Genomic DNA, 25,030 nt, shown 5'->3' with positions numbered 1-25,030 from the left:
TCGCCGAATTTACAGGGGTTTTCGGGCCGATTCGAGCCATAGGCGCGGTTTCAATTGTGGGGGTTTGTGGGGTTTTGGTGGGGTTGACCCCGAATTCGCTCGGTTGGTTATGGTTTTTGTTCTAACTCTGTTATGGTTTTTGTTGTGAACCCATTCGAACTGTTCGACCCAGCAAAAGCTGACGTAGAGACTGGCCGCGTGCCCGTCGTCTACGTTCTCAGCGAAGGGCGCCTCAAGCTCAATGCCGAAGCTGTCCGACGTCTCGGCGACACAACATGGGTGCAACTCCTGTGGGACGACGACACCAAGCGGATCGGCATCAAGCCGGCCACCGAGACGAGCCCGCTCGCGGTTCGAGTTGCCCCGGGAGAAAGCCAGGCCACCATCACGTCGAAGGCCTTCGTCGTCGCCCACAAGTTGCCATTCAAAGTGCGCATGCGGATCGCATGGAACGGCGACATGTGGGTCGCATCGACCGAAGACCCAGCGAACCCGCTGGGCGAAACGTCCGGCAGATAAGCCGACGAAATGAAGAAGCCCCCGACCTGCTGTAACAGGTCGAGGGCGATATCCACGATGAACACCCAATGAAAGGCACAACATCATGAACGACTCAACCGTAACAACCCCCGCCAGTTCCTTCGAGATCAGCGAAGACGGCGGAGCCCCCGCCATCTGCTTCTGGATCGGCCGCCAAGACGCTTTCTTCGTGCAGACAGCTGAATCGGCACGAGAAGCCGCGTTCAAGCTTTTCGAGGCCGCTGACGCGCTCGACACACGCAATGGCATCGACAAGACGTACGAGCGGACAGAAGCCCCCGCAGATCTGATTGACGGCACTCCCGCCGGATACGACGAGATCCGCATTCCCTGGTCCGGTGAGCACGTCATCTTCCTCGATCCCACTCCTGAGGGCTCATGGCGCATCGACGTTTCCGACGCGCGCGGCCCCGTCGACGTGGCAGCTGCCCGAGTGATGGTCCAGGAGATCATCAGTGCCGTGAACCTCGCGCAACGTCTCGGCGAGAATGCGCACTGACAAGAGGCATCGACCGATACCAATACACCGGAGGAATGACCATCGTGCGCAACACCGAAGTGTCGGGCGATGTGGAGACGACTCGCGCTTGGAGGGAAATTCTCGACGAGTTCGCGATGCATCAACGAGCCGCGAACATGTCGGAGAAGACGATCGCGAACCGGGAAGAGTGCATCGTGATGCTCTCCGCCCGATCCGGAAAGTCCCCGCTGCGGGTGACTAAGGGCGACATCGTCCAGATGATGACCAGAGCCCATTTCCGGACGGGCGCCCCGCTCGCCGGCGGGACGAAGCAGTCAGAGCGCTCCTACTTCCAAGGGTTCTTCGCGTGGATGCGTGAAGAGGGCTACCGCCCAGACAATCCGGCGGTCACTCTCCCCAAGGTCCGGCTGCCTCGCAGAAAAGCGCGCCCGTTCCGCCCGGCTCAAGTCGAGGGCATTCTTGATTCTGGGGCATACACGCGCACCCGGGACATCATCACCATCGCTGCGCTCTCAGGGCTGCGTCTTGGTGAGATCGTGAAGATCCGTGGCGAGCATGTTGACATGGAATCGGGCACCCTGTACTCGGTGCGAAAAGGAGGGATACAGCACACCGTCGCCCTTCATCCTGATCTCCTCGTACTCGCCGACCGATATCCCGACGAAGGCTGGTGGTTCCCTTCACCACACAGGAATCGCCAGTTCCCGGCTGGTGAAGGCCACCTGTTGATGGCATCCGCATCGGACGCAATCTCGAAGGCAATTCGTCGCTCAGGCATCACCGACCCGAGAATCACCGGCCACTCCCTGCGGCACTTCTACGCCACCCAACTCCTCGAGAAAGGAGCGAATATCCGCGTCATCCAAGAGATGCTCGGCCATGCTTCACTCGCCACAACCCAGCTGTACTTGGAAGTGTCAGACCGGCAAATGACGGACGCAGTCGGCCTCCTGGCCGGGCTGGAGGTACGAACTCACTCGAACCGTGCACACCGGCCGATCACCGACTCCAAGATGGCTACCGGGTAACAGGGAACCGTTGGGCGGGGTCTAAGGAATGTTGAGACCCCGCCCACTGCCACTTCCCCGACCGGGCGTCTCGTCACCTTCTCCTCCGATAGACCCCGAACTGGGCCGTTCCCTGAGTGCCACAGGTGAGTTACTGTCAGCGCATGAGTGAAACTGAGCCCACCACCACGCCGACGAACACGAACGGTGCAGACTACCCGCCAGCCGCAATCACGATCGCCATCTTGTGGGCGGTCGCCGCACTTATTCTCGGCATCGTCCTCCTGGTCAACGCCAAAGATGAGGCCTATGGCGGCGACGCTTACACCGGCATTCAGAACGCGGTGACGTGGGCTACTCGCGGGATCGCGTTCCTGCTCTTCGGGTCGGGTGCGCTCGGCCTTGTGATGGCTTTCCGCCGAGACGAGAGATAGCGCGCCAGGAGTCAAACCGAAGTGCCACCGCACTGCCGCGTAGTAAACGCGGCGGTGCGCACCCCGATGTAGCTCAGCGGACAGAGCAGACGGTTTCTACCCGTCTGGCCGGAGGTTCGAATCCTCCCACCGGGACACCATTCACGCAGACGGATACGATTCGACTATGAAATATGCTCTCGTTATCGGAACAGCTGTGGTGCTCATCCTCACCGGTTGCTCGACCGGGCCGAGTTCGCCTGCAGCCAAACCATTCAAAACCACCTACGGCGACAGCGCAGTGACGATCGCCAACCACATCAAAGGTTGCAAAGATGTGGCCCTGTCCGACGTCGGGGACGGCACCAAATCGGGCCTGGCTTCGGCTGCTACGTGCACACTAGATGGGCGGAAGATCGCCGTGGACTCTTTCATCGATGCCGATTCCGCGAATATGGATGCCCTGATTGCTGCGAACAAGAATGAGCAGTACTGGTCCTCCGGCAAGGGTTGGGCAGCGTTCGAGATAGACGATTCCCTCATTCAACTTCAGCTAACCAATAACACCCAAGAGCTCGCGAAATATATGTTCGATCTCAAAGCGCCCGCGGCCGATGTCAGCGGGGAGAAGGCAGCCGCAACCACGATCGCGAGCAGCTTGAACGGGAAAGTGGAGCGCTACAAGCCATAGCCGTATCGCTCTTTCGCCAGGTATCGCAGGTCGATATGCCGCGAGAGCGCACGAAGCGGTAGTTACGCCCCCGTTGTGGAATGTGGGGGCACAGTTCGTTCGAGGGATGATGCGACCGCTCTGGGCGACAGACCCGTCGTGTTCTGGATAGATACCCATCTGCTGCCGGATCGCGCTTACCGGCAGTGCGTCACCGCCTTCAAGCCGAAAGGTCTACAACGGCACCCGTATCGGATGCCGTTGTAACTGAGCAAGGGCGCGGTCGGCAGCAGTCCCCGCGCTTCCCCGGTCTGGACGCCTCCGAGCATAATCGTGGCACCACGAAATCATCACCGATGCCTCGTGGCGGCTTTCGCCAGGTCGTCGTCCTGTTTGGATTACAAACGTGGAGTTCGCGGAATGACGATAGGGGTGCGGTCATCTACCCGAAAGGTGACCGCACCCCAAACTCACGCGGACTTTCGCCCGTTCGCCCCGCTATCCCGAATAGTTTGGGGCGATGTGATGAATTCACCCTAATTCGACGCCGGCCGCAAGTTCGTCCCCCAAGTGAGGGGTTTTCATTAGGAAACTCTTATCTCGGTCTCGGAGGGCGCTCGACCGTCCGAGTCCCGGTTCAGGGATGAACATCAACCCCCCGCCACCGTTGGCTGAAACCGTCAGCACCTCAATCCACTCGCGATTGACCGACGGCATCCGGTTCCCGTGAAAGTGGTACAGCAAGGCGCTGCTCGGGTCCAACCACACGGAAACGCGCCCACACCCGACATCTATTGGCTCCGCCCAGGTGAAGAGAAAATTTTCCCGCCGCCGCAATTTCGCCGTGATGACGATCATCAGATGGAAAAGTGCCCGGTCGTCGAAGATGATCTGAGCGTTCCCGCTCCCGTAGGTCAACAAACCCACTGACGCTCACCACCCCTCAGATCAAAGCCGTCGCCTTGTCGAACCATGGACGCATGGGGAGCGATGGCTCATATCGACAAGCTAGGCGGACTACCAGGGTCCGGGGGTCCGTTCCCGTCATCATATTGCCGTCGACGGTTTTTCTGTCCGGTCAAGCGAAAGAGCGACAGCCCTGGGTGAGAGCCCTGTCGCGTTCTAGACGGACACCCATGTGTTTCCGGCGTCGCAACGTTGGTCCGAATCGCCATCAGGCGCTCCTCTGCTGCTTACGCCGTTGAATTTCGGTCACAGCGCCGGAAATGTCGGCCTGGTGGATGATGAACGTGTCCCCACTGCGGGGCGGGGCAGTCTGCGTAGCTGGTGTAGCGATGGATGCGAGCGCTTTGCCCGGGTTGTCGTTGAACGCTTTCAGGAACGGGCGAGCCTGCGACGCGGACGCGGTGCGGATCACTTCCTCACCGACCGACAAGCGGCGCAGAACCGAGTCCGCGCGCGGCCCACCAACCCCCGTCACCGTTCCACCGTCAGCATGCCCCGGGGCGGTGAGGATCCCCGAGCCGAGCTTCGGCGACCCTGTTCCGGTCAGGTTCGCGCTGTTCCCTTTCCACCGGTCCAGATAACTGTTCAGGAGAGCGAGTTTCGCCAACGCGTCAGCGGTGTCCACCTCGATCTTCGTTGGCGGAATCGATGCAGGAATTTGGTAGATCTTGTCGATGAACGCTTGAACTTCGCCGCGATCTTCACCCAACGCAACCGCGTGGTCGACGATCGCTTGTTTCATATCGATGAGCTTCTGCTTCGTCGCTTCAACCGACCCACCGTTGTCGCGGAATGCTTGCGCGTTCGCTTGGGCAGCCTGCGTGGAGCTGATCAGCTCGCCCTGGTTCGCGATCGCCGCGGCGCTGTTGTTCGTCAGAGACGCGGTGGCCCGGTTGACCGCGTTGCCGGTCTTGTCGATGTGGGCGCCCATGTTCGCAATCTGCGAATCGAACTGGTTTTGTGCCTGCGCGGCGGAGATCGTCTTCCCATCGAGAAGGTCCAACTGCTGCTTCAGCAGGCCCGCAGCGTCGTTCTGGAGATACATCAGCGCTGTGGTCTTCTGCGTTTGGTCCGCGGTGCCTTTCTGCGACGCCTGAGCCGCCAGATAGGCGCTGACAGACACACCAGCCGCAGCCGCCTGCTCCTGTGTCGCTCGAAGCTGGGCTTCGGTAGAGATCGTGGTCCCGCCGAGCGCGTCCTGGAGGGTGTTGTAGTTCCGGATCGCGGTGTGCACATCGCCCTGCTGCTGGTTCAACGCGTCGCGTACCTTCGTGGCGGCACCCGCGAGCGCGCCCTGCCCCTGAGCGGTGATCACACTCTCTTTGGTGGACGACTCGTACAGTCGCAGCGATTCTTCGAGCTTCTGATTCACCCGATCACGGGCCGCCCCTTCATGGAGGACAGCCTCGGTGAGATCCTTCGCGCCGATGCCGAGCTTCTTTGCCGCAGAGTATGCGCCCGCGTCCAGGAGTGCTTTCGCAGCGGCCGCCTTCACGTTCTCACCGATCGCGCCGGTGTCGGCTTGCACCGCCGCCGTGTAGTCGGTGATCGCCGTCGTCGCGGACTTCGTCGACGTCGTTGATACAGCAAGGACAGCGATCAGGGCACCCACACCAGCAATGACCCACCCGATCGGACCGGTCGCGATCTCCGTCGCGACACCCAGTGCGCCCATATTCCAGGCGATGTCCTCGAGCAGCGGGGCGATGAATCCCCACGCCTTGAATGCGACTGCACCCCAGGTAACGGCGGCGATCAGATCGGTGAGGACTTGGACAGGCAGAGCGGAGATGATGTTGAACAGTCCGGTGAAGACGGTCAACCCGACGGATCCGAGCGGGGCGAGCGCTTCGAGCAAGTGAACAACCGCGTCACCCAACGAGCCGAGGAACCGTTCAACTGACGGGAGGACACCGAGGGCGTAGCTCGCGAAGCGTTGCAGCCCCCCGCTTGAAGTCCATTGTGCGAACTTCGAAGTGAGCCCCTCCACATACTCCCCAACCTTGAGCAGGAGGGGCTCAAGAACGCGCACGCCTTGAACAGCTCCCTGGAAGAGGTTCCCTCCGGACCGGCCGAGGATGCCGGAGAACTCACCCACCTGCCGGTTCAGCATCGGCATGGCCGCGTTCGACAGCGAGATCACGTTGTTGTACGAGGTGAGCATCCCAACGGCGGAGGTGTGTGACAGCTCGTCGAGGTTGCCCTTGAGGGACTGAATGCCGACACCGTATTTCTGGCCCAAGACGGTGCCTTCAGCCATCTCCCGCTTGATGCCGACGATGGCGAGGACGCCCGCGACGCCCATCATCGTCAGCGCACCAGCACCACCCACGGCGAACGCCGCCAGGGGGACCAACATGGGGATGAGCGTTGCAACAGCGGTGCCGATCAAACCCATACGCGACACAGCAGTCTGGTTCGCCTGGTTCGATTTCACCCGCGCGGCGGTCGACTTCTCCTCCGCAACCGTTTCGACCTTCTGCATCGCGGCAAGTTCCGCCGTCGCAGCGGTCAGTCGAGTGGTCGACGTCGCATGGTTGCGGGTAGCACGGTCAACAGCAGCCTCAGCGAGCATCAACTGTTCCGCGGACGTACCAGCCGACGACTGCGCGGCGGCGAGACGGCGGGTAGCGACAGCGAGCTCGTTCGCAGTCGCTGTGGACCGGAGTTGCGCGACAGAGACCTGTGTTTGAGCGTTCGCCTGAGTGCGTCCCGTAGACGATGCCTGAGCGGCTACCTCTTTCAGCTTCGCGACAGCTTCAGCGACGGTCGCCTGAACGCGGACGGTCGGCTCCAGCGCTCCGATCTCGCGGGCGTCTTCCTTCGTCTTCGCCATATCCGCAACCCACTGGTCACGGGCCATACGCAATTTAGCGACAATACTGCCGGCGGTAGTGGGGCCAGAGTCAGACATGCCCAGGCCTTAGATCGCGTTTACGAAGTCGCTATCGCGCCCACCCGACAGGGTTTTGATACGCGGTTTCAACGGCTTCAACAAATTGCGAATAACGATCGATGCCGGAAGGTAGGCGTACCGGTCACCGCGGTACTCGAACCACGAACCGCCAGGCATCAACGCCGGAGCGTCCGCCATGATCCCGTCCGCCGCGTCCTTGTAGTTCGACGGATCGCTGGTGAACATCGCAATCGCCCACAGCGCCTTGTTACGGTCGCCGAGCAACTCCAGAGCCGCCTCAATGTGAGGTCGCGCTTCAGCAAGGTGAGCTTCCACGTCCGCTTTGATATCCGACGACGCAGCCGGCAGGTACCGGTCCAGCAGAGCCGCATACGCCTGGCGACGCATCTCCTCCGCACGAGCCGCAGCCTTGGACTCCGCAGCGTCCCGGCGGATACGAGCCCACCCGGAACGTTTCTTCGCATCCTCAACCTGAGCCTGCGTTACCGAGTCATCACCACCACGAGCAGCAGTTTCTAGCTCGAGCGCTAACGCATCCGCTTCGGTGACCTCAGCATCAGCCGCGGCGATGATCGCGTCCGGAGTGTTCGGCTCCGGGACAAGTGTGCTCTTACCCATGAGTTACGCGACCGATCCGGGGCCGTACAGCTCATCGAGCATGCGCTTCCGCTCGAGCGCCCTGTGCAACTCATCCGTGGTGTACGACACCTGCAGATCTTCCTTGCCGAACAGCTGCGGGTGACCCTCACGAGCGTCAGCCTCGCTGATCTCACTCCACCCCGGGAGCAGGAAACTGCGCCCCGCCGCCGTCGTCTCGTGCAGCACCGTTTCGAAGTGCTCATCGGTCACGGAATGAATCCCGCCCTCTTCGTTCTTCACGTACTTGGTCATGTGGTCCTCCTCGGAGCCGGTCTATCAATTTGTGAAGCCTCAATGAGCCACGACCGACCCACTCTCCGGGCCTCCAACCGACCATTCCTGGCCAACCTTCGGACGTACTCCGACGAGCACCCCATCCGCTTCGCCGCCTCATCAGGCGTTACCTCAATCGTCGCAACGGGGACCCCAACAGGTTCCGGCGACGGAACCACCAACACCCCCTCAGCACAATGCGCAGCCCGCCCAGTCGCATCCACCAGCTCCAACAACAACGGCGAAAACGAGCCATTCAAACGCGCATCCTGACGAGTCAACTTCGACACCCGCGCCGACACCCAGCCCCACACCTCCGAACTAGCCCCAATCTGCCCGTCCTCCCCCACCACGAACCGGCTCACCAACACCCCACCGCCCAGTCGATGGCCCAACGCGCGCATACAGGGCGCGTGACGTTCACTCGAACGCGCTGTTCAACATTGAAGAACATTCGGTAGCGGGTGCCCGGGCGTGCGGGGCGCGTCAGGTTCATCTGCTGCCTCGCAGCCAGTCGGGGTGGATCCCGTTGAGCATGTCGAGGTACTCCTGCGAGACCTCGTCGGAATAGCCGGCGTTGTCCCTGTATGCCTCACGCACCTGGTCGTCGGTGGCCGATTCGAGATCGGCGATCCCGGTGTCTCTTGAGACGATCTCGATGACGGCCGCTGGGATGCCTTCGATCGATCGGACGGGTACACGCGGTGCAGGGGCGGGCTTTACTTTTGTGGGACGTGCGGGTGTCAGCGTCACTGCGGTAAGGGTGTCCGGTTGCAGAGTGTCGGCGTCTGCGGTCGTCAATGATCGGCGTTCGACGGCCTCCGTCAGTTTCTTCTTGATCCGTTGCAGTTCCCGGTCGATGTCCCGGCGCAGGAGGTGTTCTTTTCGTCGTTTCGGGTCGAACTGGTACCCGAGGTTGTGCTGCGCGAGTTTCCGCTGCCGGTCCCACTCGCGGATGATGTCCATCTTCTTCTCGATGAACGTGTTGTGGTCGTACTCGGAGGCGACGAGGTCACGCATCGATTGCAGGAACTGTGCAGTGAATTGTTCATCCAGTTCGAGGGTCCGGTGTTGCAAGGCGCGGTCCCTGTCGGTGGCAGTCCAGGCGCGGTCGTCAGACATGATCGGCCTCCCGATGGTCTATGGCGAACAGGGTCCAGTCGACGTAGGCGAGGAACTGTTCTGCAGGTATCAGCTGGGACAGTGTGTTGAGCAGCGCGCCGAGCACTTCGACCGTGATCTCAGCTGCTTCCCGGGCAGGATCCGCCGTAGCCGCGGTGAACCCCTCGATCTGTCCGACGAGGCTGTCTTCCCCGTCGGTGAGGGCGGTTTTCATCAGCTGGTGGGCGAACCGTTGCCGGCGGATCTCTTCAGGCGGTCGTGCCGCGCCGACTGGGCTCACAGTTCACTACCGTTCGTGAGGTCGACGTTCCGACCGATCTCGTCGATCTGTTCCCAGAGGGGCGCCTGCAGGATGATGTTCAACGCCCCCGCCGTCGTCTGCCCCCCAGCGACGGTGAGCAACCACGCGATGTGACTGATCGCCCCGGCGAGAACCAATGAGACGTTGCGGAGTGTCTCTTCAGAGTCGTCGCCGGCGCAATGTCCCTGCAGTGCCGCGTAGCGATCACGGTCCGGTTTCCCGGTCAGCTCGTCGGTGAGCAGCGACATGATGATCGCTTGCGCTTCAGCTTCCGTCGTCAGCGGCATCAGCAGGCCTCCGCGCATCGATCGCACAGACCAGTCGCAGCAGTGACAGGCCAGCCCCGGTGTACAGGGCATTGCACGTCGAGCAGGTATCGGCTGAACCGGACGGGCGCGGTCTCTTCGTCGCGTTCGCGGGCGGCCTTCGTGCATTCGCTGCACCGGGGCGGAAACACTTCGCCCACATGCCGGTCACAGCGGATACCGTGATCTAGTTCGGACCGGTTGATCATCGGGTTTCTCCGTTCGATGGTGCGAGGCCCCACACGGTCGCGTGACGGCCTGACGGGGACGGGCGGGTCAGATTGGTGGCGACGACGATTCCCTTGCCTGTGAGGTCACTACGGCGCTTCCGCGGGCTGTCGTAATGCGCGGCCGGGGCACCCGGGGCGGCGAAATATGCGGTGGTGAGTTCCGCATCGGTCATCGGCCGGACGGACAGCAGGCTGTACACCTTCGCCTCAACCTCGGTGCGGTTCGTGTTCGAATCGGCCGCCTGGTGTGACGGCAAAGGATCGAAGTACCGAGCTCGAGCACTGTCGTCGTTAGTGATGATCGCGGGCGCCCGCACAGGGATGTCGTTCAGGTTGTCGAAGAGAGTGAGTCCGTCTGTCATGATCGCTCCCCCAGTCGCTCGAGGATGAACACGCTCAGATCGCTCCAGTTCGCGTCGAGATCCATGAGCAGGGTGGGTGGCATCTGTTCGTAGTCGCCGACATAGACAAGGACGTTGTCTCGGATCTCGATATCGAAGCCGTTGGCCAGCAGTTCGGCTAGGAGCACGATCGGCAGCATCTAGAACGCCACCCTCGGAGCAAGCCCTACGGAACGCGCGCAGGCGGTACAGGATCCATCGATCTCGAATGGGTAATCAGGGTGGATCTCACAGAACGAGTTCGGCGTGAGCATCGTGAGCGAGCTCCCCAGGGCGAGCGTTTGCCGCATTCTCGCCTCAGGTGCCAGCCGCACATCGCCTTGGAATCGTCGGCCCTGCTCGAGCACGTCGATGATCCGTTCGTCCTTGGCAAGCGGCGACGGTATGGCTGCGATCGGCTCATCGTTCCAACGCTCTTCACGAATCCATCCGCCCGGGAGCTTGATGTGGTTCTTGTTCGCCCCGATGCTCATCAGGCTGTAAGCCTGAGCACCATCCCGAAGAGTCTTTGCCTCTGTGGTCTTTCGAGCGCGGGCATAGGCCTTGACGGCATCCGCCTTTCCTTGCTTTCGCGGGTACAGACTCCAGAACTCGTCGAATTCCTTCGAATAGTCGTGTGCAGGTTTCTGCACGTGCTCTTTTTTCTTAGATAGGTCTGGGTCGGGACGGGTCGGGACGGGCTGGGGTTCCGGCACTGTCGCGTCAGAATCCGCGTTAGTAGCAGAGTTAGTAGCAGGGTTACTAGGGGTGCTACTTGCTTGGTTACGGGACCGCCAGCCGCGCATTTTCTCCGCTCGTTTTGCTCGATCGGCAAGAACCACCTCTCGAAGAGGTTGGTCGGGTTCCCATTCTGTGAACCGCCAGCCGTCGACGACCGCGATCCAGAACCCAGCCGTGACGAGCCAGCTGGCGTCTGCCTCCGAGCCGGCGAGCTCTTCGAGCATGTGCGTCGGAATGTGGCCATCGGTGAGTTCGCGCGCGGACCAGGAACCAGCAAGCGCGAGTAGTCCGATCGCCGAGGTCCGAGCGGCGCGAGGAATTCGGGTCGTCTCTGCCTTCATCGACAAGCCATCGTCGACCTTGTACCAAGGCATCAGGCAGACGCCGGCGAGCCCGTCTGGGTCTGGGCGGATCCCTCCACCCAGGCGCGAACGTCGCTCTCCGCATAGATCACCTTGCGAGGGGTCGGCTTGCGGTATCGCGGTCCTTTGCCCGTAAAGCGCAGCTGGGCAAGCATGCCTTTCGTCATTCCTGGGACCATTTCGGCCACCTGCTCGGGAGACAGGTAAGTTTCCATTTCAACTCCAATTCGTCGTATTGCATAACTCTAATGCAGTGTGAGCTATTTCAGAGTATCTAAACACACTGAAAAAGCATTAGAGTTTGAAGATGGTCAACAACGAAGGCGCGAGCCAGTGGGATGAGGCGTTCGCTCAGGCGGTGCGACGCGTTCGGGAGCAAAACGGAATGACACAGGCTTGGCTCGCCTCGGAGATGTCTGACCGAGGATTCGAGTTTCACCAGGCGACCGTCTACAAAGTCGAAATGAGCAAGCGCCGGGTCAGCATTGGGGAGGCCAAGGCAATCGCCGAAGTTCTCGGATTCGCGAGCCTCGATCAGTTCCTCGATAGCGAGAGCGATTCCTTCGCTGCCATCAACGGTCGCCTCATGACTGCCAGCGACGAGTTCGTGCGGTCAATCGTGAAGACAGACCGAGCCGCGCTCGAGACGCTGCGAACTCACCAGGTCATGCTGCGGGCGATCGCGGCCTATGACGAGAAGGGCTTCACGATCACGTCAGGGGGCACGAACTACACGGCACGAGAGCACTACGCAGCCGCGGCATCATTTAGCCTCCACGAAGACTTCGTTGCTAAATTGAGGACGGTCGAGTGGCCCATTCTGAGCAAGATGCCGTGGCTCACGAAGGGCGAAGTTCGACTCGACGGCGGAGATAGTCCTCATCGTGTCGACGTCACCATGAATTCCGAAGACTACGGATTCGATCGAATCGACGCTGGGAAGCTCGACGCCGAGAACTGGCGCATGAACGGAGAGATGACGGACGAAGCGATCCGATGGTTCACTCGAACGTTCGCCGACACATCGGCTCAAGATCGTCTCCTGTTGCGATGAACATAACCGAGCAACTAGCGTGCGGCCGACCCACGGACAGTGCCCTCCACCCAAGAGATGACTTCCGCCTGAACGTAGAGCACAGTCTTCGGAGTGGGCTTCCGGTACGCAGGTCCTTTCCCGGCGAAGCGGAGTTGCGCGAGCTGGCCGCGCGAGATCCCAGGCAGCATCAGGATGACCTGGTCCGGAGTGAGGTAAACGGGCATGGGGTGTCTTTCGTTCGAAGCGGTCCGCCGCAGCGTGTGCCGCGGGCTGAGCGCCGAGAAGCGGCACTACTGGGAAGACATGCGGCGAACCTCGCGAGCCGGTCAGATGCCACCCCAGCGGAATTCGCCGCATAGCTACTTAGTGACGGCCTCTCGGCCGAAACGAATCGGAGAACCACATGGGCAGTGTCAGCAGCTACGAGACCGGAGACGGGAAGCGCTATCGAGTTCGGTACCGTGACCCCGACCGAGCATCGCGCGAGAAGAACGGCTTCGTCCGCAAAAAGGACGCCGATGACTACCTCGCCAACATCACCGTCTCAGCGCTCCGAGGTGAGTACGTCGACCCCAAGACCGCGAAGACCACCGTCCGCGAGGTCGGCACGGAATGGATCACCAACCAGAGCCACCTGAAAGCCTCCTCGTTCAGCGTCGTCGAGACAGCATGGCGTCTCCACGTCGAGCCCGCTTGGGGCGCCCGTCGACTCGGTGAGATCCGGTTCTCCGAGGTGCAGGCATGGGTCACCAAGTTCGGGGCCGGCATCGACGGGAAACCCCGATCAGCCACCGTCGTGATCAGAGCGTTCGGAGTGCTCGCCGCAATCCTCGACGTCGCCGTGCGCGACCGCCGCATCTCATCTAACCCGGCTCGAGGAGTGAAGCTCCCGCGCAAGGGGCGCAAGAAGCGCGCCTACCTCACCGTGCGACAGGTCGAGCTCCTGGCGAAGCTCTGTGGGGACCACTCGACGCTGGTCTACACGCTCGCCTATACCGGCATCCGATGGGGTGAGGCGCTCGGCCTGCGGCTGTCGTCGCTGGACATGCTGCGCCGGCGGATGCTCATCCAGGAGAACGCTGTCCTCATCCGATCGGCATACGTCGTCGGCACCCCGAAGACGCACGAGCAGCGCAGCGTCCCTTTCCCCAAGTTCCTCACCGAGCCGTTGGCGCGCGAGTGCGAGGGCAAGTCGCGCGGTCAGCTTGTGTTCGGGAAGGGTGACGCACACATGATCCGCCCGTCGAGCGAGACCGGATGGTTCGCGAGGGCCGTCCGCGCAGCGCAGGCACGAGACGACACCTTCCCCGACATCACCCCGCACGATCTGCGACACACCGCGGCGAGCATGGCCATCAGTGCCGGGGCGAACCCGAAGGCGGTCCAGCGGATGCTCGGTCACGCGTCCGCCGCAATGACTCTCGACACGTATGCCGACCTCTTCGAAGACGACCTCGATGCCGTTTCCGAGCGGCTCGACGCCGTTCGGGCCGAATCAGTTGTGGGGTTTTCGTGGGGTTTGGAGGCCTGAAAGCACGAAAAAGCCCCGAAACATAAGCGTTTCGGGGCACTCGTGATGCGGAGGGCTAGGGATTCGAACCCTAGAGACATTTCTGCCCACCAGTTTTCAAGACTGGCTCCATCGGCCGCTCGGACAGCCCTCCTGAAGTACGGATCGAGCTTAGCCGACACGCCGACCGGCGCGGCGCGGCGCGGCTCAGCACGGTGCGGCGCGGCTCGGCGCGGCGCGGCTCAGCGCGGCGCGGCTCAGCTCAGCATCCATCGGCCAATCGAGTCGGGAGACGATGCGGGTTCTGGGACGCGCAGGCCGCAACTACTCCCGAGTCGATATCGGGAGACATCCCCGCGTAGATCGAGTCGGGAGACGATGCGACTTCTGAGGCACCCAGGCCGCAACTACTCCCGAGTGGATATCGAGGGACACCCGCGCGCCGGATCGAGTCGGGAGACGATGCGACTTCTGAGGCACCCAGGCCCCAACTACTCCCGAGTCGAAATCGAGAGACACCCCCGCGTAGATCGAGTCGGGAGACGATGCGGGTTCTGAGGCGTGCAGGCCGCAACTACTCCCGAGTCGATTACGAAAGATCGCGCAAAGAAGCACGCAGCACGCACCCGCGCGCACCAGCACGCGCTCACGCACGCACCCGCGCGCACCCGCACGCACCACTCACGCACCCGCGCGCACCCGCACACACACGCACCCACGCCCACCCGGGGCACCCGCTCAGAACGACCGGAACAGCTCCGCGATGCCGTCGTCGAGATCCGAGAGCGTGACCTCGTTCGCGACGGCGAGCACCTCATCCGGGGCCTGGCCCATCGCGACCCCGCGACCCTCGTCGGATGCCCAGCGCAGCATGTCGATGTCGTTGCGTCCATCGCCCACCGCGATCACTCGCGAGCGCGGGATGTCGAGCCACTCGCGCACCCGCTCGAGGGCGGTCGCCTTGTTGACGCCATCCGGAGCGATGTCGAGCCAGGCCGTCCAGCCCACGTTGTAGGTGACCTTGTGCAGCCCCATCTTCTCCACGATGGAGAGGAAGTCCTCGATCTGGTGCTCGGGGGAGATGACGACGACGCGCGTCGCCAGGTGCGTGCCGAGCTGCTCGAACGGCACCCGCTCGCTCGTGGCCCCGAGGGTCGAGTCCGGGAAAGAGCCCGTGTAACGGTAGAAGCCCTCTTCGTCTTCCACCGCGTAGCTCGCACCGCCGAGGCTCTCGCGGATGGTGGCAAGCACCTCGGTCGGATCGAACGCGTCGACGGCGATGCGGGAATAGCCGCTGGAGGCCTCGGCATCGCGCCCGAGCGTGATTGCGCCGTTGGAGCAGACCACGTACTGCGGGGTCAGCTGGAACTTCTCCAGCACCGGAAGGGTCATCGAGACCGAGCGTCCGGTGGCGAGCATCACCTCGTGGCCGGCATCGCGCACGCGCTGAACCTCGGCGATCACCTCCTCAGAGACGACGCCGTCCTCGCGCATCAGGGTGCCGTCGATGTCGAGCGCGACCAGCCAGGGTTCCGTCACGCGACCGGCTCCATCACTTCGAGGCCGCCGAGGTACGGCTGGAGGGCGGGCGGCACGCGCACCGAGCCATCCGACTGCTGGTGGCTCTCGAGAATGGCGACGAGCCAGCGGGTGGTGGCCAGCGTGCCATTGAGGGTGGCGACCGGCGTGGTCTTGCCCGATTCGAGGCGGTAACGGATGTCGAGGCGCCGGGCCTGGAAGGTAGTGCAGTTGCTCGTGGACGTGAGCTCCCGATACTCGCCCTGAGTGGGCACCCAGGCTTCGATGTCGAACTTGCGGGCGGCGCTGGATCCGAGATCCCCGGCGGCGACATCGATCACGCGGTAGCTGAGGCCGCACGCCTGAAGCATCGATTCCTGGAACGAGACGAGCCTTTCGTGCTCGGCTTCGGCATCCTCCGGCAGCACGTAACTGAACATCTCGAGCTTGTTGAACTGGTGAACCCGCAGGATGCCGCGGGTATCGCGGCCGCCCGACCCGGCCTCGCGGCGATAACAGGTGGACCAGCCGGCGTAGCGAGCGGGACCGGCGGACAGGTCGAGGATCTCATCGGAATGGAATCCGGCGAGCGCCACCTCGCTGGTGCCGGTGAGATAGAGGTCGTCGGCGGGGAGATAGTAGATCTCGTCGGAGTGGGCGCCGAGGAAGCCGGTGCCGTCCATGATCTCCGGCCGCACCAGAGTCGGGGTGATGAGAGGCTCGAAGCCCTCGGAGAGTGCCTTGTCGAGGGCCAGGTTCATCAGCGCGATCTCGAGGCGCGCGCCGATGCCGCGCAGAAAGTAGAAGCGGCTGCCCGAGACCTTGGCGCCGCGAGTCATGTCGATGGCACGGAGCTTCTCACCGAGCTCGAGGTGATCCCGCGGCTCGAAGTCGAACACCGGCTTGTCGCCGACCTCCCGAAGGGTGACGAAGTTCTCTTCGCCACCGGCCGGTACGCCGTCGATGATGGGGTTGGCGATGCCGCGAACCGAACGGGTGAATTCCGCTTCGGCATCCGCCGCCACCTGGGCGAGTTCCTTGACGCGGGCGGCGAGCCCCTGGGCTTCCCCGAGCAGCCGGGTCTTCTCCTCCCCTGTCGCCTGGGCGACCTGCTTGCCCAGGGTCTTCTGAGTCGCCCGGAGGCTCTCCGACTCGGAGATGGCGGACCGTCGCTTCACATCGGCGTCCACGGCCACGTCGACGAGCCCGTCGGACTCACCTCGCGCCCGTTGCGATGCCTTGAAAACCTCGGGATTGTCACGGAGAAGCTGCGGATCAATCACCCCTCCAGTCTATTGAGCAATGCCGTACCGTAGAGCACGTGACCGCCGCCCCGCAGCCCGAAGACCACCATGCCGCCGTCATCTACAACCCGATCAAGGTGGACCTGGCGAGGCTGGAGGCGGATGTCGCCGAGGCCGAGGCGGCTGCCGGCTGGGGCACGACCCAGTGGTATCCCACTTCGGTGGAGGATGCCGGGCAGAGCGTGACGAAGACGGCGCTCGACCAGGGCGCCGCAGTCGTGCTCGCCGCCGGCGGGGACGGCACCGTCCGCGGGGTGGCCGAGGCCTTGCGTGACTCCGGGGTGCCGATCGCTCTCATCCCCTCCGGCACCGGCAACCTGCTCGCCCGCAACCTCGAGCTGCCGCTCACCGACCAGGTCGCGTCGATCGGTGCTGCGTTCACCGGGGTCGACCGCCACATCGACGTGGGGATAGCCGAGATCGAACGGGCCGACGGCACTTCGGAAGAGCACGCCTTCCTCGTGATGGCGGGCCTCGGCCTCGATGCGAAGATGATCGCGCTCACGAACCCCAAGCTCAAGAAGGCGGTCGGATGGCTCGCCTACATCGATGCCGGAGTGCGTGCCCTGCCCGACCTCAAGCCCGTGAAATTGCGCTTCAGCATCGACGGGGCGCCGGAGCGCACGACGAGCGTTCACACGATCATCGTCGGCAACTGCGGGGCCCTGCCCGGAGGCATCCTGCTGATGCCGGACGCGAAGCCCGACGACGGCGTGCTCGACATCGCCGCGCTCAAGCCGAGCGGGCCGTTCGGCTGGGTGAAGGTGTGGAACAAGGTGGCCTGGGAGAACGGCGTGCTGCGCAAGAGCACGCTCGGCCGGTCGATCATCGACCTGACCTCCGACGTGAAGGACGTGCTCTACGCGACCGGCACAGACCTGCGTATGACGGTGGAGCAGCCCCAGGAGTTCCAGCTCGACGGCGACGAGTTCGGTGAGGCCAAGTCCGTGCACGCCTGGGTGGACCCCGGGGCGCTCACGGTGAAGGTTCCGGCGTAGGGTCAGCCTCGTCGGGGCTCCCGACGGTCCATCGGACGGCGCGCAGGAAGAGGATCCCGGCGGCCGAGGCGAGGCCGACGAGGGCGAAGATCGACGCCGCCGATGACGCGATCTGCGCCCAGACCAGCGGCCAAGGCACCTCGGAGTCGGTGTTGCTGAACCTCTGCGGAGAATTCGCGTTGTACCAAGAGAGTGCCATTGCGCCCACGAGAAGGATCCCGACGCTCGCGATGAGCACGCGTTCCGCGGCTCTCATGGGCGCTGGCCCCTTCGCACCGCGAGCCAGAATCCGTATCCGACCAGGGAGCCCAAGCCAACGGTGACGAGCGGGGCCGCGAAGACGTATGAGAGCACACCGCTGAATCGCCTCTCGATGGAATTGTCGGACCCGAAGGCGCCGGAGTACGACCAGACGAACTGGGAGACCAGCAGCCCGGTGCCGAAGATGACGAACACGATCGCAACGATCGGGATCGCGAAAACGTAGGGGTTTCGACTCCGCAGGAACGGCTCCGGCTCGCCGACCTCCGGGTCGACCACCGTCGGGTCGACCGCGGATTCGAAAGCCACTGGCGCTATCGGCGGCATCCCGACCTTGGCCGGCTCTTCCCCTCGCGGTGTCGCGACGAGAGGGACCGGCGCCACTGACCCTCGATACCCCCGCTGGAACTCCGGCCGGTAGCGAGGGTCGATCGACGGTGATTCGCTCTCCATGCCCCCATCATGCTCGATTCTCGAGCGATCGTCACTACGCCGAGCCGCCAGAGCAGTGCCGCCCGTGATACCCGGACCGCTTAGGACTCGAGCGACTCGAGCCACTCGCGGGCGGCGGTGAAGGCCCGATCGTCGTAGCGCGGAGTCACCGTGATGGCCAGTTTGTCGGCGCGAGGATACGACCCGAGGAAGGTCACGTTCGGACTGAATCGTTTGAGCCCGAGCAGGGCATCCGCCACCCGCTCGTCATGGAGGTGGCCGTCGAGGTCGATCACGAAACGGTAGCGCCCGAGGGCGTCGCCGATCGGGCGGGAGGCGAGCAGGCTCATGTTGACCCCGCGGGTGGCGAACTGCTCGAGCATCTCGAGCAGCCGCCCGGCCGTGTCATCCGGCAACTCCACGATCACGCTGGTCTTGTCCGACCCGGTCGGCACCGGCAGTCGGGTCGTGCGGCTCACCAGCACGAAGCGGGTGACGGCATGGGGGTTGTCGCCGATCTCGCGGGCGAGCACGTCGAGCGGGTAGTGGTCGGTGATTCCGGGAGGGGCGATCGCGGCATCCGCCGTCGTGTCCGACAGCAGGGAGGCCGCTGCGGCGACGTTGGAGGTGGCCGGGAGGTGGCCGTGCTCCGGCAGGGTCGCGTCGAGCCAGAGGTGGCACTGCGCATAGGCGACCGGGTGCGCGTTGACGACCCGCACATCCTGCAAGCGCGTGCCGGGACGCGCCACGAGCACGAAATTCACCGGAACGAGGTACTCGCCGATGATGCGCAGGTTCGGGATGCTGGCGAGCGCATCCTGGCTCGCACTCACCCCGCCTTCGATCGAGTTCTCGATCGCGATCATCGCCGCTGTGCTGCGCCCAGAGACGACGTCGTCGAGGGCCTGGCCGACGTTGTTGACCGGCTGCCAGGTCTTGCCCGCGGCATCCGCAACCTGGGCGAGCGCGGCCTCGGTGAAGGTGCCAGCGGGGCCAAGGTACGAGTAGGTGTCGTCGGCGTTCGTCGGATGCGGCATAGCGCCGAGCTTATTGGCTCACCCCCGGGCATAACTCCTGCGGCGTGAGGGATGGCGGCGAGTCAGCCTTGTGGTGGGGGGCGAGCCGCCGGGCGCCACAAATATTGCCGGAGTTATGCGAAGAGACTCTGACCAGAAGGCCACCGGATGACAGACTTGGCGCATGAACGCACGCGCCGGCCAGCCCGCCAAGGAATCCGATCTCGTCGACCTCACCGCGCTTCACGCGGCGTATTACGAACTCGTGCCGAATGTGAGCATCGCCGAGCAGAAGGTGGTGTTCGGCACCTCCGGGCATCGCGGCTCCAGCCTCGACAGTGCGTTCAACGAGACGCACATCGCCGCGATCACCCAGGCGATCGTGGAGTACCGCGCCGGCCAGGGCATCACCGGGCCGCTCTTCATCGGCGGGGACACCCACGCGCTCAGCCGCCCGGCACAGACGACCGCCCTCGAGGTGCTGGTCGCCAACGGCATCGACGCGCTCGTCGACGAGTTCGACGACTTCGTACCGACCCCTGCGCTCAGCCACGCGATCATCAAGTACAACGCCTCCGGGCCTGCGGCACAGGCCGATGGCATCGTCGTGACACCCAGTCACAACCCGCCCCGCGACGGCGGCTTCAAATACAACCCGCCCCACGGCGGACCCGCCGACAGCGACGCCACCAACTGGATCGCGAACCGCGCCAACGAGATCATCGCCGAGGGCAGCCACGCCGTGAAGCGAGCCGAGCCCTCCGGCGTCGGCACCTACGACTACCGCGGCAACTACGTGAACGACCTCGAGAACATCATCGATGTCGAAGCGATCAAGAAAGCGGGGGTGCACATCGGCGCGGATCCGCTCGGGGGTGCGAGCGTGCATTACTGGAGCGCGATCGCCGAACGCTACGGACTCGACCTCACGGTGGTCAATCCCGGGGTCGACCCGCAGTGGGGATTCATGACCCTGGACTGGGATGGCAAGATCCGCATGGACCCGTCCTCGGCATCCGTCATGGCGAGCGTGCTCGTGCACAAGGACGACTACGACGTGGTCACCGGCAACGACGCGGATGCCGACCGGCACGGAATCGTGACCCCGGATGGCGGTCTCATGAACCCCAACCACTACCTGGCCGTCGCCATCCAGTACCTCTACAGCCACCGGCCACAGTGGAGTGCGGATGCCGCGATCGGCAAGACCCTGGTCTCGAGCTCGATGATCGACCTCGTCGCCGACTCGATCGGTCGTCGCCTCTGGGAGGTGCCGGTGGGCTTCAAGTGGTTCGTGCCCGGACTCGTCGACGGATCCGTCGCCTTCGGCGGCGAGGAGTCGGCGGGGGCGAGCTTCCTGCGCAAGGACGGCACCGTCTGGACCACCGACAAGGACGGCATCCTGCTCGCGCTTCTCGCGAGCGAGATCATCGCCGTCACCGGCAAGTCCCCGAGCCAGCTCTATACCGAGCTCACCGAGAAGTACGGTTCTCCCGCCTATGAGCGGGTGGATGCCGTGGCAAGCAAGGCGCAGAAGGCCGCGCTCGGCAAGCTGAACGGCTCTGCGATCGAGGCGACGGAACTCGCCGGCGAGCCGATCATCGCGAAGCTCAGCGAGGCTCCGGGCAACGGGGCCGCGATCGGGGGGGTCAAGGTCGTGACGGAGCACGCGTGGTTCGCCGCCCGGCCGAGCGGCACGGAAGACGTGTACAAGATCTATGCCGAGTCGTTCCTCGGAGCGGAGCACCTCAAGCGCGTGCAGGCCGAGGCGAAGACCATCGTGGATGCGGCTCTGGGCGCCTGACGAACCGATGCCCTCCCGGAAACAGGCTCCCGGGGAGAGGGCACATCGTGGGCGACAAGCGAGAAGGTCTGCCAACGACCAGCTTCGAGGAGTTATGTTATGTGATGCCGAGGTGATGGGCACATCACGGGTGAGTGCAAGGACTGCTGATGAAAAAATTGATCAACCTGCGAAACATCGCCGCGATCGCCGGAACGGTGAGCGTCGCGATCGCCCTCGTGGGCTGCAGCAGCGCCACGCACAACGCGGCATCGACCACGCCAGCCCCCACGACGTCTGCAACGCACGCTGCCCCCGCGCCGTCGTCGACTCCCGCTCCGGTCGCCAAAGCAGTGGTTGCCGCGCCTCCGGCTCCCGCGCCCTGTGCCGGAACGCCGGCAGGCATCAAGCACATCTACATCAGCATCGGACAGCAGCACCTCTGGGCGTGCACCGGTGAGGCTCTTCTCACCGACAGCCCCATCACGACCGGCGCATCGGCGATAACGAACGTGCACTACGCGACCCCGCTCGGCACTTCCCACATCACCGGCAAGAGCCGCAACACCGTGCTCGCCGGCCACGACGTGAACGGCCCATGGAACGATCCGGTGAAGTACTGGATGCCCTTCGATGGGGGTATCGGGTTCCACGACGCCTCGTGGCAGACATTCCCCTACGGCAGTGACCTCTATAAGACCCAGGGCTCCCACGGTTGCGTCCATGTTCCGCTCGCCGTTATCACCGCGCTGTTCGGCTGGGCGCCAGTCGGCACGCTCGTCACTGTTCGAGGCTGACCGGTCACGCTTGGCCCGGGCGCGGGCCGCTCTGGGCACCTCACTCGTCGTCGTAGTCTGGCGCCCCCGGAAGTTCGAAGAACTCCTCGAGAGTAGTCGGACCAGATTCATGCAGCTCTGTGGCGAGCGCGGCCCCGACATACCGGTAGTGCCACGGTTCATAGACATAGCCCGTGACCGCGCTCTTGTCCGGCGGATAGCGCAGCACGAACCCGAAGCGGTAAGCGTTTGCGGCTAGCCAGATTCCCTGGGGCGTCTCGCCGAAACAGGCCTGGATGTCGCATCGGCTCGGGGACGCCGCAATGTCGACGGCGAGACCGGTCTGGTGCTCGCTGTACCCCGGACGCGCACTCTGGGCATCGGCCGTGGCCTCTCCGAGGCTGCGCACCAACGAATTGTGGGTGTTCGTCTGCACGACGAAGGAGCGGTAGGCGTTCTGGATCTGCATGGCACCGGAACCCTCGGCCGCGGCCGCGGCGAACATCGACTGGAGTGCCGTGGCCGCTTCGGCCCGCATCACGGAGGACGCGCTGCTCGAGATATGCGGAACCGACGGAAGCACCAGGTCCGGAGGAACAAACGACGCGGGTTGAAGCGACCGCACTTTGTCCACGACAACCCAGAGGCTCGTCGCGTCGTCGATCGACAACGCCCGACTGTCGAAGGTGGGAATCGGGGTCGGGGTGGGCCCCGGAACCGTGCTGGACATGGGCCGCGGCGACGTGCTGTGGGTGGGGATGTTCCCCGGCGCGGCCACGCAGGAAGCCAGGCTCATCAGGGCAGTGAGCGCGACGACCGCGACAAGAGAGCTGTGGAAAGAGCGGCGCGACATTCCCCCGATAGTAGCCGCGATGTTTCTGGGTGCCCCGTGACTTGCATGAGGCTTGCCGTGGGTGTAACTTTGCAGACCACGCAAGATTTTCTGCCACTGTCGGACGCGTGTTCCTCAGTGGCCATTTTCGTTAACTCACCCACCGCCTTAAAGATCGAGGAACCATGTCACGCGTCGACGCAGCAACCCGGGCCAAAGAGGTCCACGAGTCTGGGGGGATCATGACTCACCGCCAGATCCTCTTCGTGCTCTACGGCCTCATGGCCGGCATGTTCTTGTCCGCCCTCGACCAGACCGTGGTCGGCACCTCCATCCGCACCATCGCGGATGACCTCGATGGCCTGAGCCAGCAGGCGTGGGTGACCACCGCCTACCTGATCGTCTCGACGATCGCGACCCCGATCTACGGCAAGCTCTCCGACATCTTCGGGCGCCGCCCCCTTTTCATCTTCGCGATCTCTGTGTTCATCGTCGGCTCCGTTGCCTCTGGCTTCTCGACCTCGATCCTCGAGCTCGCCGGATTCCGGGCGATCCAGGGTATCGGTGCCGGTGGCCTCATGGCGCTGCCGCTCGCCATCATGGGCGACATGCTCGCCCCCCGCGAGCGAGCAAAGTACCAGGGCTACTTCCTCGCCGTGTTCGGCATCTCGAGCGTCATCGGCCCGCTCATCGGCGGACTGTTCGCCGGGGCTCCCTTCATCCTCTTCATCGACGGATGGCGCTGGGTCTTCCTGATCAACATCCCGATCGGCATCATCGCCCTCGGAATGGTGCTGCGGTTCCTTCACCTGCCGAAGCGCAGCATCAATCGCCGCGTGCGCATCGACTGGTGGGGCGCCACAACCGTGATCATGGCCGTCGCTCCCCTGCTGCTCGTCGCCGAGCAGGGCCGCGACTGGGGCTGGGCTTCCGGCGGGGCGATCGCCTGCTACATCGTCGGCGGGCTCGGAATCATCTCCTTTATCGTTGCCGAGCGCATGATGGGGGATGACGCCCTCATCCCGCTCAAGCTGTTCAGGTCGCCGACCTTCTCGGTCGCCACGATCCTGGGTGTGCTCGTCGGTTTCGGTATGTTCGGCGCGATCTCCACGGTGCCGCTCTACCTCCAGCTCGTGAAGGGCTCGACCCCGACCGAGAGTGGCTTCCAGCTGCTTCCGATGATCCTCGGTCTGATGATCTCCTCGATCGTGAGCGGCCAGCTCATCTCCCGCACGGGCCGCTACAAGATCTTCCCGATCATCGGCACCGGATTCATGGTGCTCGGCTTCCTGCTCTTCACCACCATCAAGGCCGACACGAACTATCTCGTGCTGGCCGGCGCGATGCTGCTGGTGGGTCTCGGCCTCGGCCAGCTGATGCAGACGCTCACCATCGCAAGCCAGAACTCGGTGGGACCGCGCGATATCGGTGTGGCGACCTCGTCGTCCACCTTCTTCCGCCAGGTCGGCGGAACGCTCGGTGTCGCCGTGATCTTCTCGGTGGTCTTCAGCGTCGTCGGTGGGGCGATCAAAGCCAACTTCAGCGATAAGGGTATCCTGCGCTCCGCTCTGGATGCAGCCCTCAACCCGGCTATCGCCAACGCACCGGCCAACAAGGGCATCATGTCGAAGATCTACGACTCGATCGTCGGTCCGATCACGCAGAACCTGCCCGCTCAGGTCGACCTGTCGAACGCGACCCAGCGTCACCAGATCGTTGACAGTGTGCTGACGAAGTTCACGCCGGGCAGCGCCGGTGGCGGAGGCGCCACCACGTCTCTCGACGGCAACACCTCGTTCCTCAACAACGCCAACCACGCGCTCGCGGCACCGTTCCTCAACGGCTTCTCCGACGCGATGGTCCGCGGCTTCTGGGTGAGCCTTGTGGTCGTTCTCGCCGCGTTCATCCTCAGCTTCTTCCTCAAGGCCACACCGCTTCGTCAGAAGTCGGCCATCCAGGAGGTCGCCGATCAGGACGCCGCGATCCTCGCCACCCAGGCTGCCGAGATGATGGGCGCGCCGCTCGAGCCCGACACCAGCTCGCGCGACAGCGACAGTGCCAGCGACAGCGCCAGCGACAGCGACAGCGGTCGCGCGGGTGACGGATCGGCCGAAGACAGAGTCGGATCCGCTCCGAAGGTCTAATCCTCGCTTCCCACGAAGGGGTGGTATCCAGCACTCGCTGGATACCGCCCCTTCGTCGTGCGCGCTTCGGGGG

Annotated in this window: 30 protein-coding genes and 2 tRNA genes; 12 read left to right on the top strand and 20 right to left on the bottom strand. The window is 63.7% G+C overall.

Going from position 1 to position 25,030, the window contains the following annotated elements; genetic code table 11:
• Window positions 1-198 precede the first annotated feature (198 nt).
• The 6 genes from ABIB54_RS01200 to ABIB54_RS01175 all read left to right on the top strand — a co-directional run bounded on the left by ABIB54_RS01200 (window position 199) and on the right by ABIB54_RS01175 (window position 3,132).
• Window positions 199-519, top strand: a complete 321-nt coding sequence (locus ABIB54_RS01200; protein ID WP_354573700.1) for a hypothetical protein — start codon at window positions 199-201, stop codon at window positions 517-519.
• An 85-nt stretch (window positions 520-604) separates the two neighbouring features.
• Window positions 605-1,039: a hypothetical protein gene (locus ABIB54_RS01195; RefSeq protein ID WP_354573699.1), complete on the top strand. Its 435-nt coding sequence runs from the start codon at window positions 605-607 to the stop codon at window positions 1,037-1,039.
• 35 nt (window positions 1,040-1,074) lie between these two features.
• Window positions 1,075-2,049, top strand: coding sequence for a tyrosine-type recombinase/integrase (locus tag ABIB54_RS01190; protein ID WP_354573698.1), 975 nt, complete (start codon window positions 1,075-1,077; stop codon window positions 2,047-2,049).
• A 143-nt stretch (window positions 2,050-2,192) separates the two neighbouring features.
• Window positions 2,193-2,462, top strand: coding sequence for a hypothetical protein (locus tag ABIB54_RS01185; protein WP_354573697.1), 270 nt, complete (start codon window positions 2,193-2,195; stop codon window positions 2,460-2,462).
• Between the two features lie 62 nt (window positions 2,463-2,524).
• Window positions 2,525-2,597, top strand: a tRNA-Arg gene (locus tag ABIB54_RS01180).
• Window positions 2,598-2,628: 31 nt separating this feature from the next.
• Window positions 2,629-3,132 (top strand): hypothetical protein, encoded by a 504-nt coding sequence (locus ABIB54_RS01175; RefSeq protein WP_354573696.1) that lies wholly within the window; start codon window positions 2,629-2,631, stop codon window positions 3,130-3,132.
• Window positions 3,133-3,642: 510 nt separating this feature from the next.
• On the opposite strand, the gene ABIB54_RS17870 is transcribed toward ABIB54_RS01175, so the two are convergent.
• From ABIB54_RS17870 to ABIB54_RS01120, 12 genes are all read right to left on the bottom strand, one after another.
• Window positions 3,643-4,038 carry a DUF7882 family protein gene (locus ABIB54_RS17870; RefSeq protein WP_502917030.1) on the bottom strand — a complete coding sequence of 132 codons (396 nt, stop codon included), beginning with the start codon at window positions 4,036-4,038 and terminating at the stop codon, window positions 3,643-3,645.
• Window positions 4,039-4,285: 247 nt separating this feature from the next.
• Window positions 4,286-6,940 carry a hypothetical protein gene (locus tag ABIB54_RS01170; RefSeq protein WP_354573695.1) on the bottom strand — a complete coding sequence of 885 codons (2,655 nt, stop codon included), beginning with the start codon at window positions 6,938-6,940 and terminating at the stop codon, window positions 4,286-4,288.
• Window positions 6,941-7,000: 60 nt separating this feature from the next.
• Window positions 7,001-7,612, bottom strand: a complete 612-nt coding sequence (locus ABIB54_RS01165; RefSeq protein ID WP_354573694.1) for a hypothetical protein — start codon at window positions 7,610-7,612, stop codon at window positions 7,001-7,003.
• A gap of 3 nt (window positions 7,613-7,615) precedes the next feature.
• Window positions 7,616-7,885, bottom strand: coding sequence for a hypothetical protein (locus tag ABIB54_RS01160; protein ID WP_354573693.1), 270 nt, complete (start codon window positions 7,883-7,885; stop codon window positions 7,616-7,618).
• Window positions 7,882-8,310 (bottom strand): excisionase family DNA-binding protein, encoded by a 429-nt coding sequence (locus ABIB54_RS01155; RefSeq protein ID WP_354573692.1) that lies wholly within the window; start codon window positions 8,308-8,310, stop codon window positions 7,882-7,884. Before ABIB54_RS01155 ends, ABIB54_RS01160 begins: the two co-directional genes overlap by 4 nt.
• An 88-nt stretch (window positions 8,311-8,398) precedes the next feature.
• The gene (locus tag ABIB54_RS01150) at window positions 8,399-9,028 is read right to left on the bottom strand and encodes a hypothetical protein (protein WP_354573691.1); all 630 of its coding nucleotides are present in this window, start codon (window positions 9,026-9,028) and stop codon (window positions 8,399-8,401) included.
• The gene (locus ABIB54_RS01145; protein WP_354573690.1) at window positions 9,021-9,242 is read right to left on the bottom strand and encodes a hypothetical protein; all 222 of its coding nucleotides are present in this window, start codon (window positions 9,240-9,242) and stop codon (window positions 9,021-9,023) included. The genes ABIB54_RS01150 and ABIB54_RS01145 overlap by 8 nt, the downstream gene beginning before the upstream one ends.
• A 62-nt stretch (window positions 9,243-9,304) precedes the next feature.
• Window positions 9,305-9,616 carry a hypothetical protein gene (locus tag ABIB54_RS01140; RefSeq protein ID WP_354573689.1) on the bottom strand — a complete coding sequence of 104 codons (312 nt, stop codon included), beginning with the start codon at window positions 9,614-9,616 and terminating at the stop codon, window positions 9,305-9,307.
• 223 nt (window positions 9,617-9,839) lie between these two features.
• Window positions 9,840-10,226: a hypothetical protein gene (locus ABIB54_RS01135; RefSeq protein WP_354573688.1), complete on the bottom strand. Its 387-nt coding sequence runs from the start codon at window positions 10,224-10,226 to the stop codon at window positions 9,840-9,842.
• Window positions 10,223-10,393: a hypothetical protein gene (locus ABIB54_RS01130; protein ID WP_354573687.1), complete on the bottom strand. Its 171-nt coding sequence runs from the start codon at window positions 10,391-10,393 to the stop codon at window positions 10,223-10,225. The genes ABIB54_RS01135 and ABIB54_RS01130 overlap by 4 nt, the downstream gene beginning before the upstream one ends.
• A 12-nt stretch (window positions 10,394-10,405) precedes the next feature.
• A complete protein-coding gene (locus ABIB54_RS01125) occupies window positions 10,406-11,209 on the bottom strand; it encodes an LvrA C-terminal domain-related protein (protein WP_354573686.1) in 804 nt (267 codons plus the stop codon).
• Between the two features lie 149 nt (window positions 11,210-11,358).
• Complete coding sequence (locus ABIB54_RS01120; RefSeq protein ID WP_354573685.1) at window positions 11,359-11,562, bottom strand: helix-turn-helix transcriptional regulator; 204 nt, start codon at window positions 11,560-11,562, stop codon at window positions 11,359-11,361.
• Between the two features lie 92 nt (window positions 11,563-11,654).
• Between ABIB54_RS01120 and ABIB54_RS01115 the strand changes: the two genes are divergently transcribed.
• On the top strand, window positions 11,655-12,401 hold the full coding sequence (locus ABIB54_RS01115) for a helix-turn-helix domain-containing protein (protein ID WP_354573684.1): 747 nt from the start codon (window positions 11,655-11,657) through the stop codon (window positions 12,399-12,401).
• Window positions 12,402-12,415: 14 nt separating this feature from the next.
• Here ABIB54_RS01115 and ABIB54_RS01110 read toward each other — a convergent pair whose 3' ends face one another.
• Window positions 12,416-12,607, bottom strand: a complete 192-nt coding sequence (locus tag ABIB54_RS01110) for a helix-turn-helix transcriptional regulator (RefSeq protein ID WP_354573683.1) — start codon at window positions 12,605-12,607, stop codon at window positions 12,416-12,418.
• A gap of 179 nt (window positions 12,608-12,786) precedes the next feature.
• Between ABIB54_RS01110 and ABIB54_RS01105 the strand changes: the two genes are divergently transcribed.
• Complete coding sequence (locus tag ABIB54_RS01105) at window positions 12,787-13,914, top strand: tyrosine-type recombinase/integrase (RefSeq protein WP_354573682.1); 1,128 nt, start codon at window positions 12,787-12,789, stop codon at window positions 13,912-13,914.
• Between the two features lie 48 nt (window positions 13,915-13,962).
• Here ABIB54_RS01105 and ABIB54_RS01100 read toward each other — a convergent pair.
• The 3 genes from ABIB54_RS01100 to serS form a co-directional block, all read right to left on the bottom strand.
• A tRNA-Ser gene (locus ABIB54_RS01100) sits at window positions 13,963-14,047 on the bottom strand.
• A gap of 584 nt (window positions 14,048-14,631) precedes the next feature.
• A complete protein-coding gene (locus ABIB54_RS01095; protein ID WP_354573681.1) occupies window positions 14,632-15,432 on the bottom strand; it encodes an HAD family hydrolase in 801 nt (266 codons plus the stop codon).
• Complete coding sequence (gene serS, locus ABIB54_RS01090) at window positions 15,429-16,694, bottom strand: serine--tRNA ligase (protein WP_354573680.1); 1,266 nt, start codon at window positions 16,692-16,694, stop codon at window positions 15,429-15,431. Before serS ends, ABIB54_RS01095 begins: the two co-directional genes overlap by 4 nt.
• A gap of 38 nt (window positions 16,695-16,732) precedes the next feature.
• On the opposite strand from serS, the gene ABIB54_RS01085 reads away from it, so the two are divergent.
• Window positions 16,733-17,713: a diacylglycerol/lipid kinase family protein gene (locus tag ABIB54_RS01085; RefSeq protein ID WP_354573679.1), complete on the top strand. Its 981-nt coding sequence runs from the start codon at window positions 16,733-16,735 to the stop codon at window positions 17,711-17,713.
• On the opposite strand, the gene ABIB54_RS01080 is transcribed toward ABIB54_RS01085, so the two are convergent.
• The 3 genes from ABIB54_RS01080 to pheA all read right to left on the bottom strand — a co-directional run bounded on the left by ABIB54_RS01080 (window position 17,691) and on the right by pheA (window position 19,443).
• A complete protein-coding gene (locus ABIB54_RS01080; protein ID WP_354573678.1) occupies window positions 17,691-17,969 on the bottom strand; it encodes a hypothetical protein in 279 nt (92 codons plus the stop codon). The genes ABIB54_RS01085 and ABIB54_RS01080 overlap by 23 nt on opposite strands.
• The gene (locus ABIB54_RS01075) at window positions 17,966-18,427 is read right to left on the bottom strand and encodes a hypothetical protein (protein WP_354573677.1); all 462 of its coding nucleotides are present in this window, start codon (window positions 18,425-18,427) and stop codon (window positions 17,966-17,968) included. Before ABIB54_RS01075 ends, ABIB54_RS01080 begins: the two co-directional genes overlap by 4 nt.
• 80 nt (window positions 18,428-18,507) lie before the next feature.
• The gene (gene pheA / locus ABIB54_RS01070) at window positions 18,508-19,443 is read right to left on the bottom strand and encodes a prephenate dehydratase (protein ID WP_354573676.1); all 936 of its coding nucleotides are present in this window, start codon (window positions 19,441-19,443) and stop codon (window positions 18,508-18,510) included.
• 163 nt (window positions 19,444-19,606) lie between these two features.
• Here pheA and pgm point away from each other — a divergent pair, with 163 nt between their 5' ends.
• Both pgm and ABIB54_RS01060 read left to right on the top strand, forming a co-directional pair.
• Window positions 19,607-21,226, top strand: a complete 1,620-nt coding sequence (gene pgm, locus ABIB54_RS01065) for a phosphoglucomutase (alpha-D-glucose-1,6-bisphosphate-dependent) (RefSeq protein WP_354573675.1) — start codon at window positions 19,607-19,609, stop codon at window positions 21,224-21,226.
• Window positions 21,227-21,375: 149 nt separating this feature from the next.
• Window positions 21,376-22,002, top strand: a complete 627-nt coding sequence (locus ABIB54_RS01060) for a L,D-transpeptidase (RefSeq protein ID WP_354573674.1) — start codon at window positions 21,376-21,378, stop codon at window positions 22,000-22,002.
• A gap of 40 nt (window positions 22,003-22,042) precedes the next feature.
• On the opposite strand, the gene ABIB54_RS01055 is transcribed toward ABIB54_RS01060, so the two are convergent.
• The gene (locus tag ABIB54_RS01055; RefSeq protein ID WP_354573673.1) at window positions 22,043-22,834 is read right to left on the bottom strand and encodes a M15 family metallopeptidase; all 792 of its coding nucleotides are present in this window, start codon (window positions 22,832-22,834) and stop codon (window positions 22,043-22,045) included.
• A 164-nt stretch (window positions 22,835-22,998) separates the two neighbouring features.
• On the opposite strand from ABIB54_RS01055, the gene ABIB54_RS01050 reads away from it, so the two are divergent.
• Entirely contained in the window at window positions 22,999-24,957 is a 1,959-nt protein-coding gene (locus ABIB54_RS01050; protein ID WP_354573672.1) for an MDR family MFS transporter, read from the top strand.
• Window positions 24,958-25,030: the final 73 nt, after the last annotated feature.

This window comes from Frigoribacterium sp. UYMn621 (assembly GCF_040549525.1).
GTDB lineage: Bacteria > Actinomycetota > Actinomycetes > Actinomycetales > Microbacteriaceae > Lacisediminihabitans.
Note: the sequence above shows the minus strand (reverse complement) of the source record. Positions and strands in the feature narration are given on the sequence as shown.

Bases quoted from the DNA above. Each gene is read 5' to 3' on its own strand.
- ABIB54_RS01195 (WP_354573699.1), top strand. From the start codon at position 605: ATGAACGACTCAACCGTAACAACCCCCGCCAGTTCCTTCGAGATCAGC.
- ABIB54_RS01190 (WP_354573698.1), top strand. From the start codon at position 1,075: ATGACCATCGTGCGCAACACCGAAGTGTCGGGCGATGTGGAGACGACT.
- ABIB54_RS01185 (WP_354573697.1), top strand. From the start codon at position 2,193: ATGAGTGAAACTGAGCCCACCACCACGCCGACGAACACGAACGGTGCA.
- ABIB54_RS01175 (WP_354573696.1), top strand. From the start codon at position 2,629: ATGAAATATGCTCTCGTTATCGGAACAGCTGTGGTGCTCATCCTCACC.
- ABIB54_RS01170 (WP_354573695.1), bottom strand. From the start codon at position 6,940: ATGGCCCGTGACCAGTGGGTTGCGGATATGGCGAAGACGAAGGAAGAC.
- ABIB54_RS01165 (WP_354573694.1), bottom strand. From the start codon at position 7,612: ATGGGTAAGAGCACACTTGTCCCGGAGCCGAACACTCCGGACGCGATC.
- ABIB54_RS01160 (WP_354573693.1), bottom strand. From the start codon at position 7,885: ATGACCAAGTACGTGAAGAACGAAGAGGGCGGGATTCATTCCGTGACC.
- ABIB54_RS01155 (WP_354573692.1), bottom strand. From the start codon at position 8,310: ATGCGCGCGTTGGGCCATCGACTGGGCGGTGGGGTGTTGGTGAGCCGG.
- ABIB54_RS01150 (WP_354573691.1), bottom strand. From the start codon at position 9,028: ATGTCTGACGACCGCGCCTGGACTGCCACCGACAGGGACCGCGCCTTG.
- ABIB54_RS01145 (WP_354573690.1), bottom strand. From the start codon at position 9,242: ATGAAAACCGCCCTCACCGACGGGGAAGACAGCCTCGTCGGACAGATC.
- ABIB54_RS01140 (WP_354573689.1), bottom strand. From the start codon at position 9,616: ATGCCGCTGACGACGGAAGCTGAAGCGCAAGCGATCATCATGTCGCTG.
- ABIB54_RS01135 (WP_354573688.1), bottom strand. From the start codon at position 10,226: ATGACAGACGGACTCACTCTCTTCGACAACCTGAACGACATCCCTGTG.
- ABIB54_RS01125 (WP_354573686.1), bottom strand. From the start codon at position 11,209: ATGCTCGAAGAGCTCGCCGGCTCGGAGGCAGACGCCAGCTGGCTCGTC.
- ABIB54_RS01120 (WP_354573685.1), bottom strand. From the start codon at position 11,562: ATGGAAACTTACCTGTCTCCCGAGCAGGTGGCCGAAATGGTCCCAGGA.
- ABIB54_RS01115 (WP_354573684.1), top strand. From the start codon at position 11,655: ATGGTCAACAACGAAGGCGCGAGCCAGTGGGATGAGGCGTTCGCTCAG.
- ABIB54_RS01110 (WP_354573683.1), bottom strand. From the start codon at position 12,607: ATGCCCGTTTACCTCACTCCGGACCAGGTCATCCTGATGCTGCCTGGG.
- ABIB54_RS01105 (WP_354573682.1), top strand. From the start codon at position 12,787: ATGGGCAGTGTCAGCAGCTACGAGACCGGAGACGGGAAGCGCTATCGA.
- ABIB54_RS01080 (WP_354573678.1), bottom strand. From the start codon at position 17,969: ATGAGAGCCGCGGAACGCGTGCTCATCGCGAGCGTCGGGATCCTTCTC.
- ABIB54_RS01075 (WP_354573677.1), bottom strand. From the start codon at position 18,427: ATGGAGAGCGAATCACCGTCGATCGACCCTCGCTACCGGCCGGAGTTC.
- pheA (WP_354573676.1), bottom strand. From the start codon at position 19,443: ATGCCGCATCCGACGAACGCCGACGACACCTACTCGTACCTTGGCCCC.
- pgm (WP_354573675.1), top strand. From the start codon at position 19,607: ATGAACGCACGCGCCGGCCAGCCCGCCAAGGAATCCGATCTCGTCGAC.
- ABIB54_RS01060 (WP_354573674.1), top strand. From the start codon at position 21,376: ATGAAAAAATTGATCAACCTGCGAAACATCGCCGCGATCGCCGGAACG.
- ABIB54_RS01055 (WP_354573673.1), bottom strand. From the start codon at position 22,834: ATGTCGCGCCGCTCTTTCCACAGCTCTCTTGTCGCGGTCGTCGCGCTC.
- ABIB54_RS01050 (WP_354573672.1), top strand. From the start codon at position 22,999: ATGTCACGCGTCGACGCAGCAACCCGGGCCAAAGAGGTCCACGAGTCT.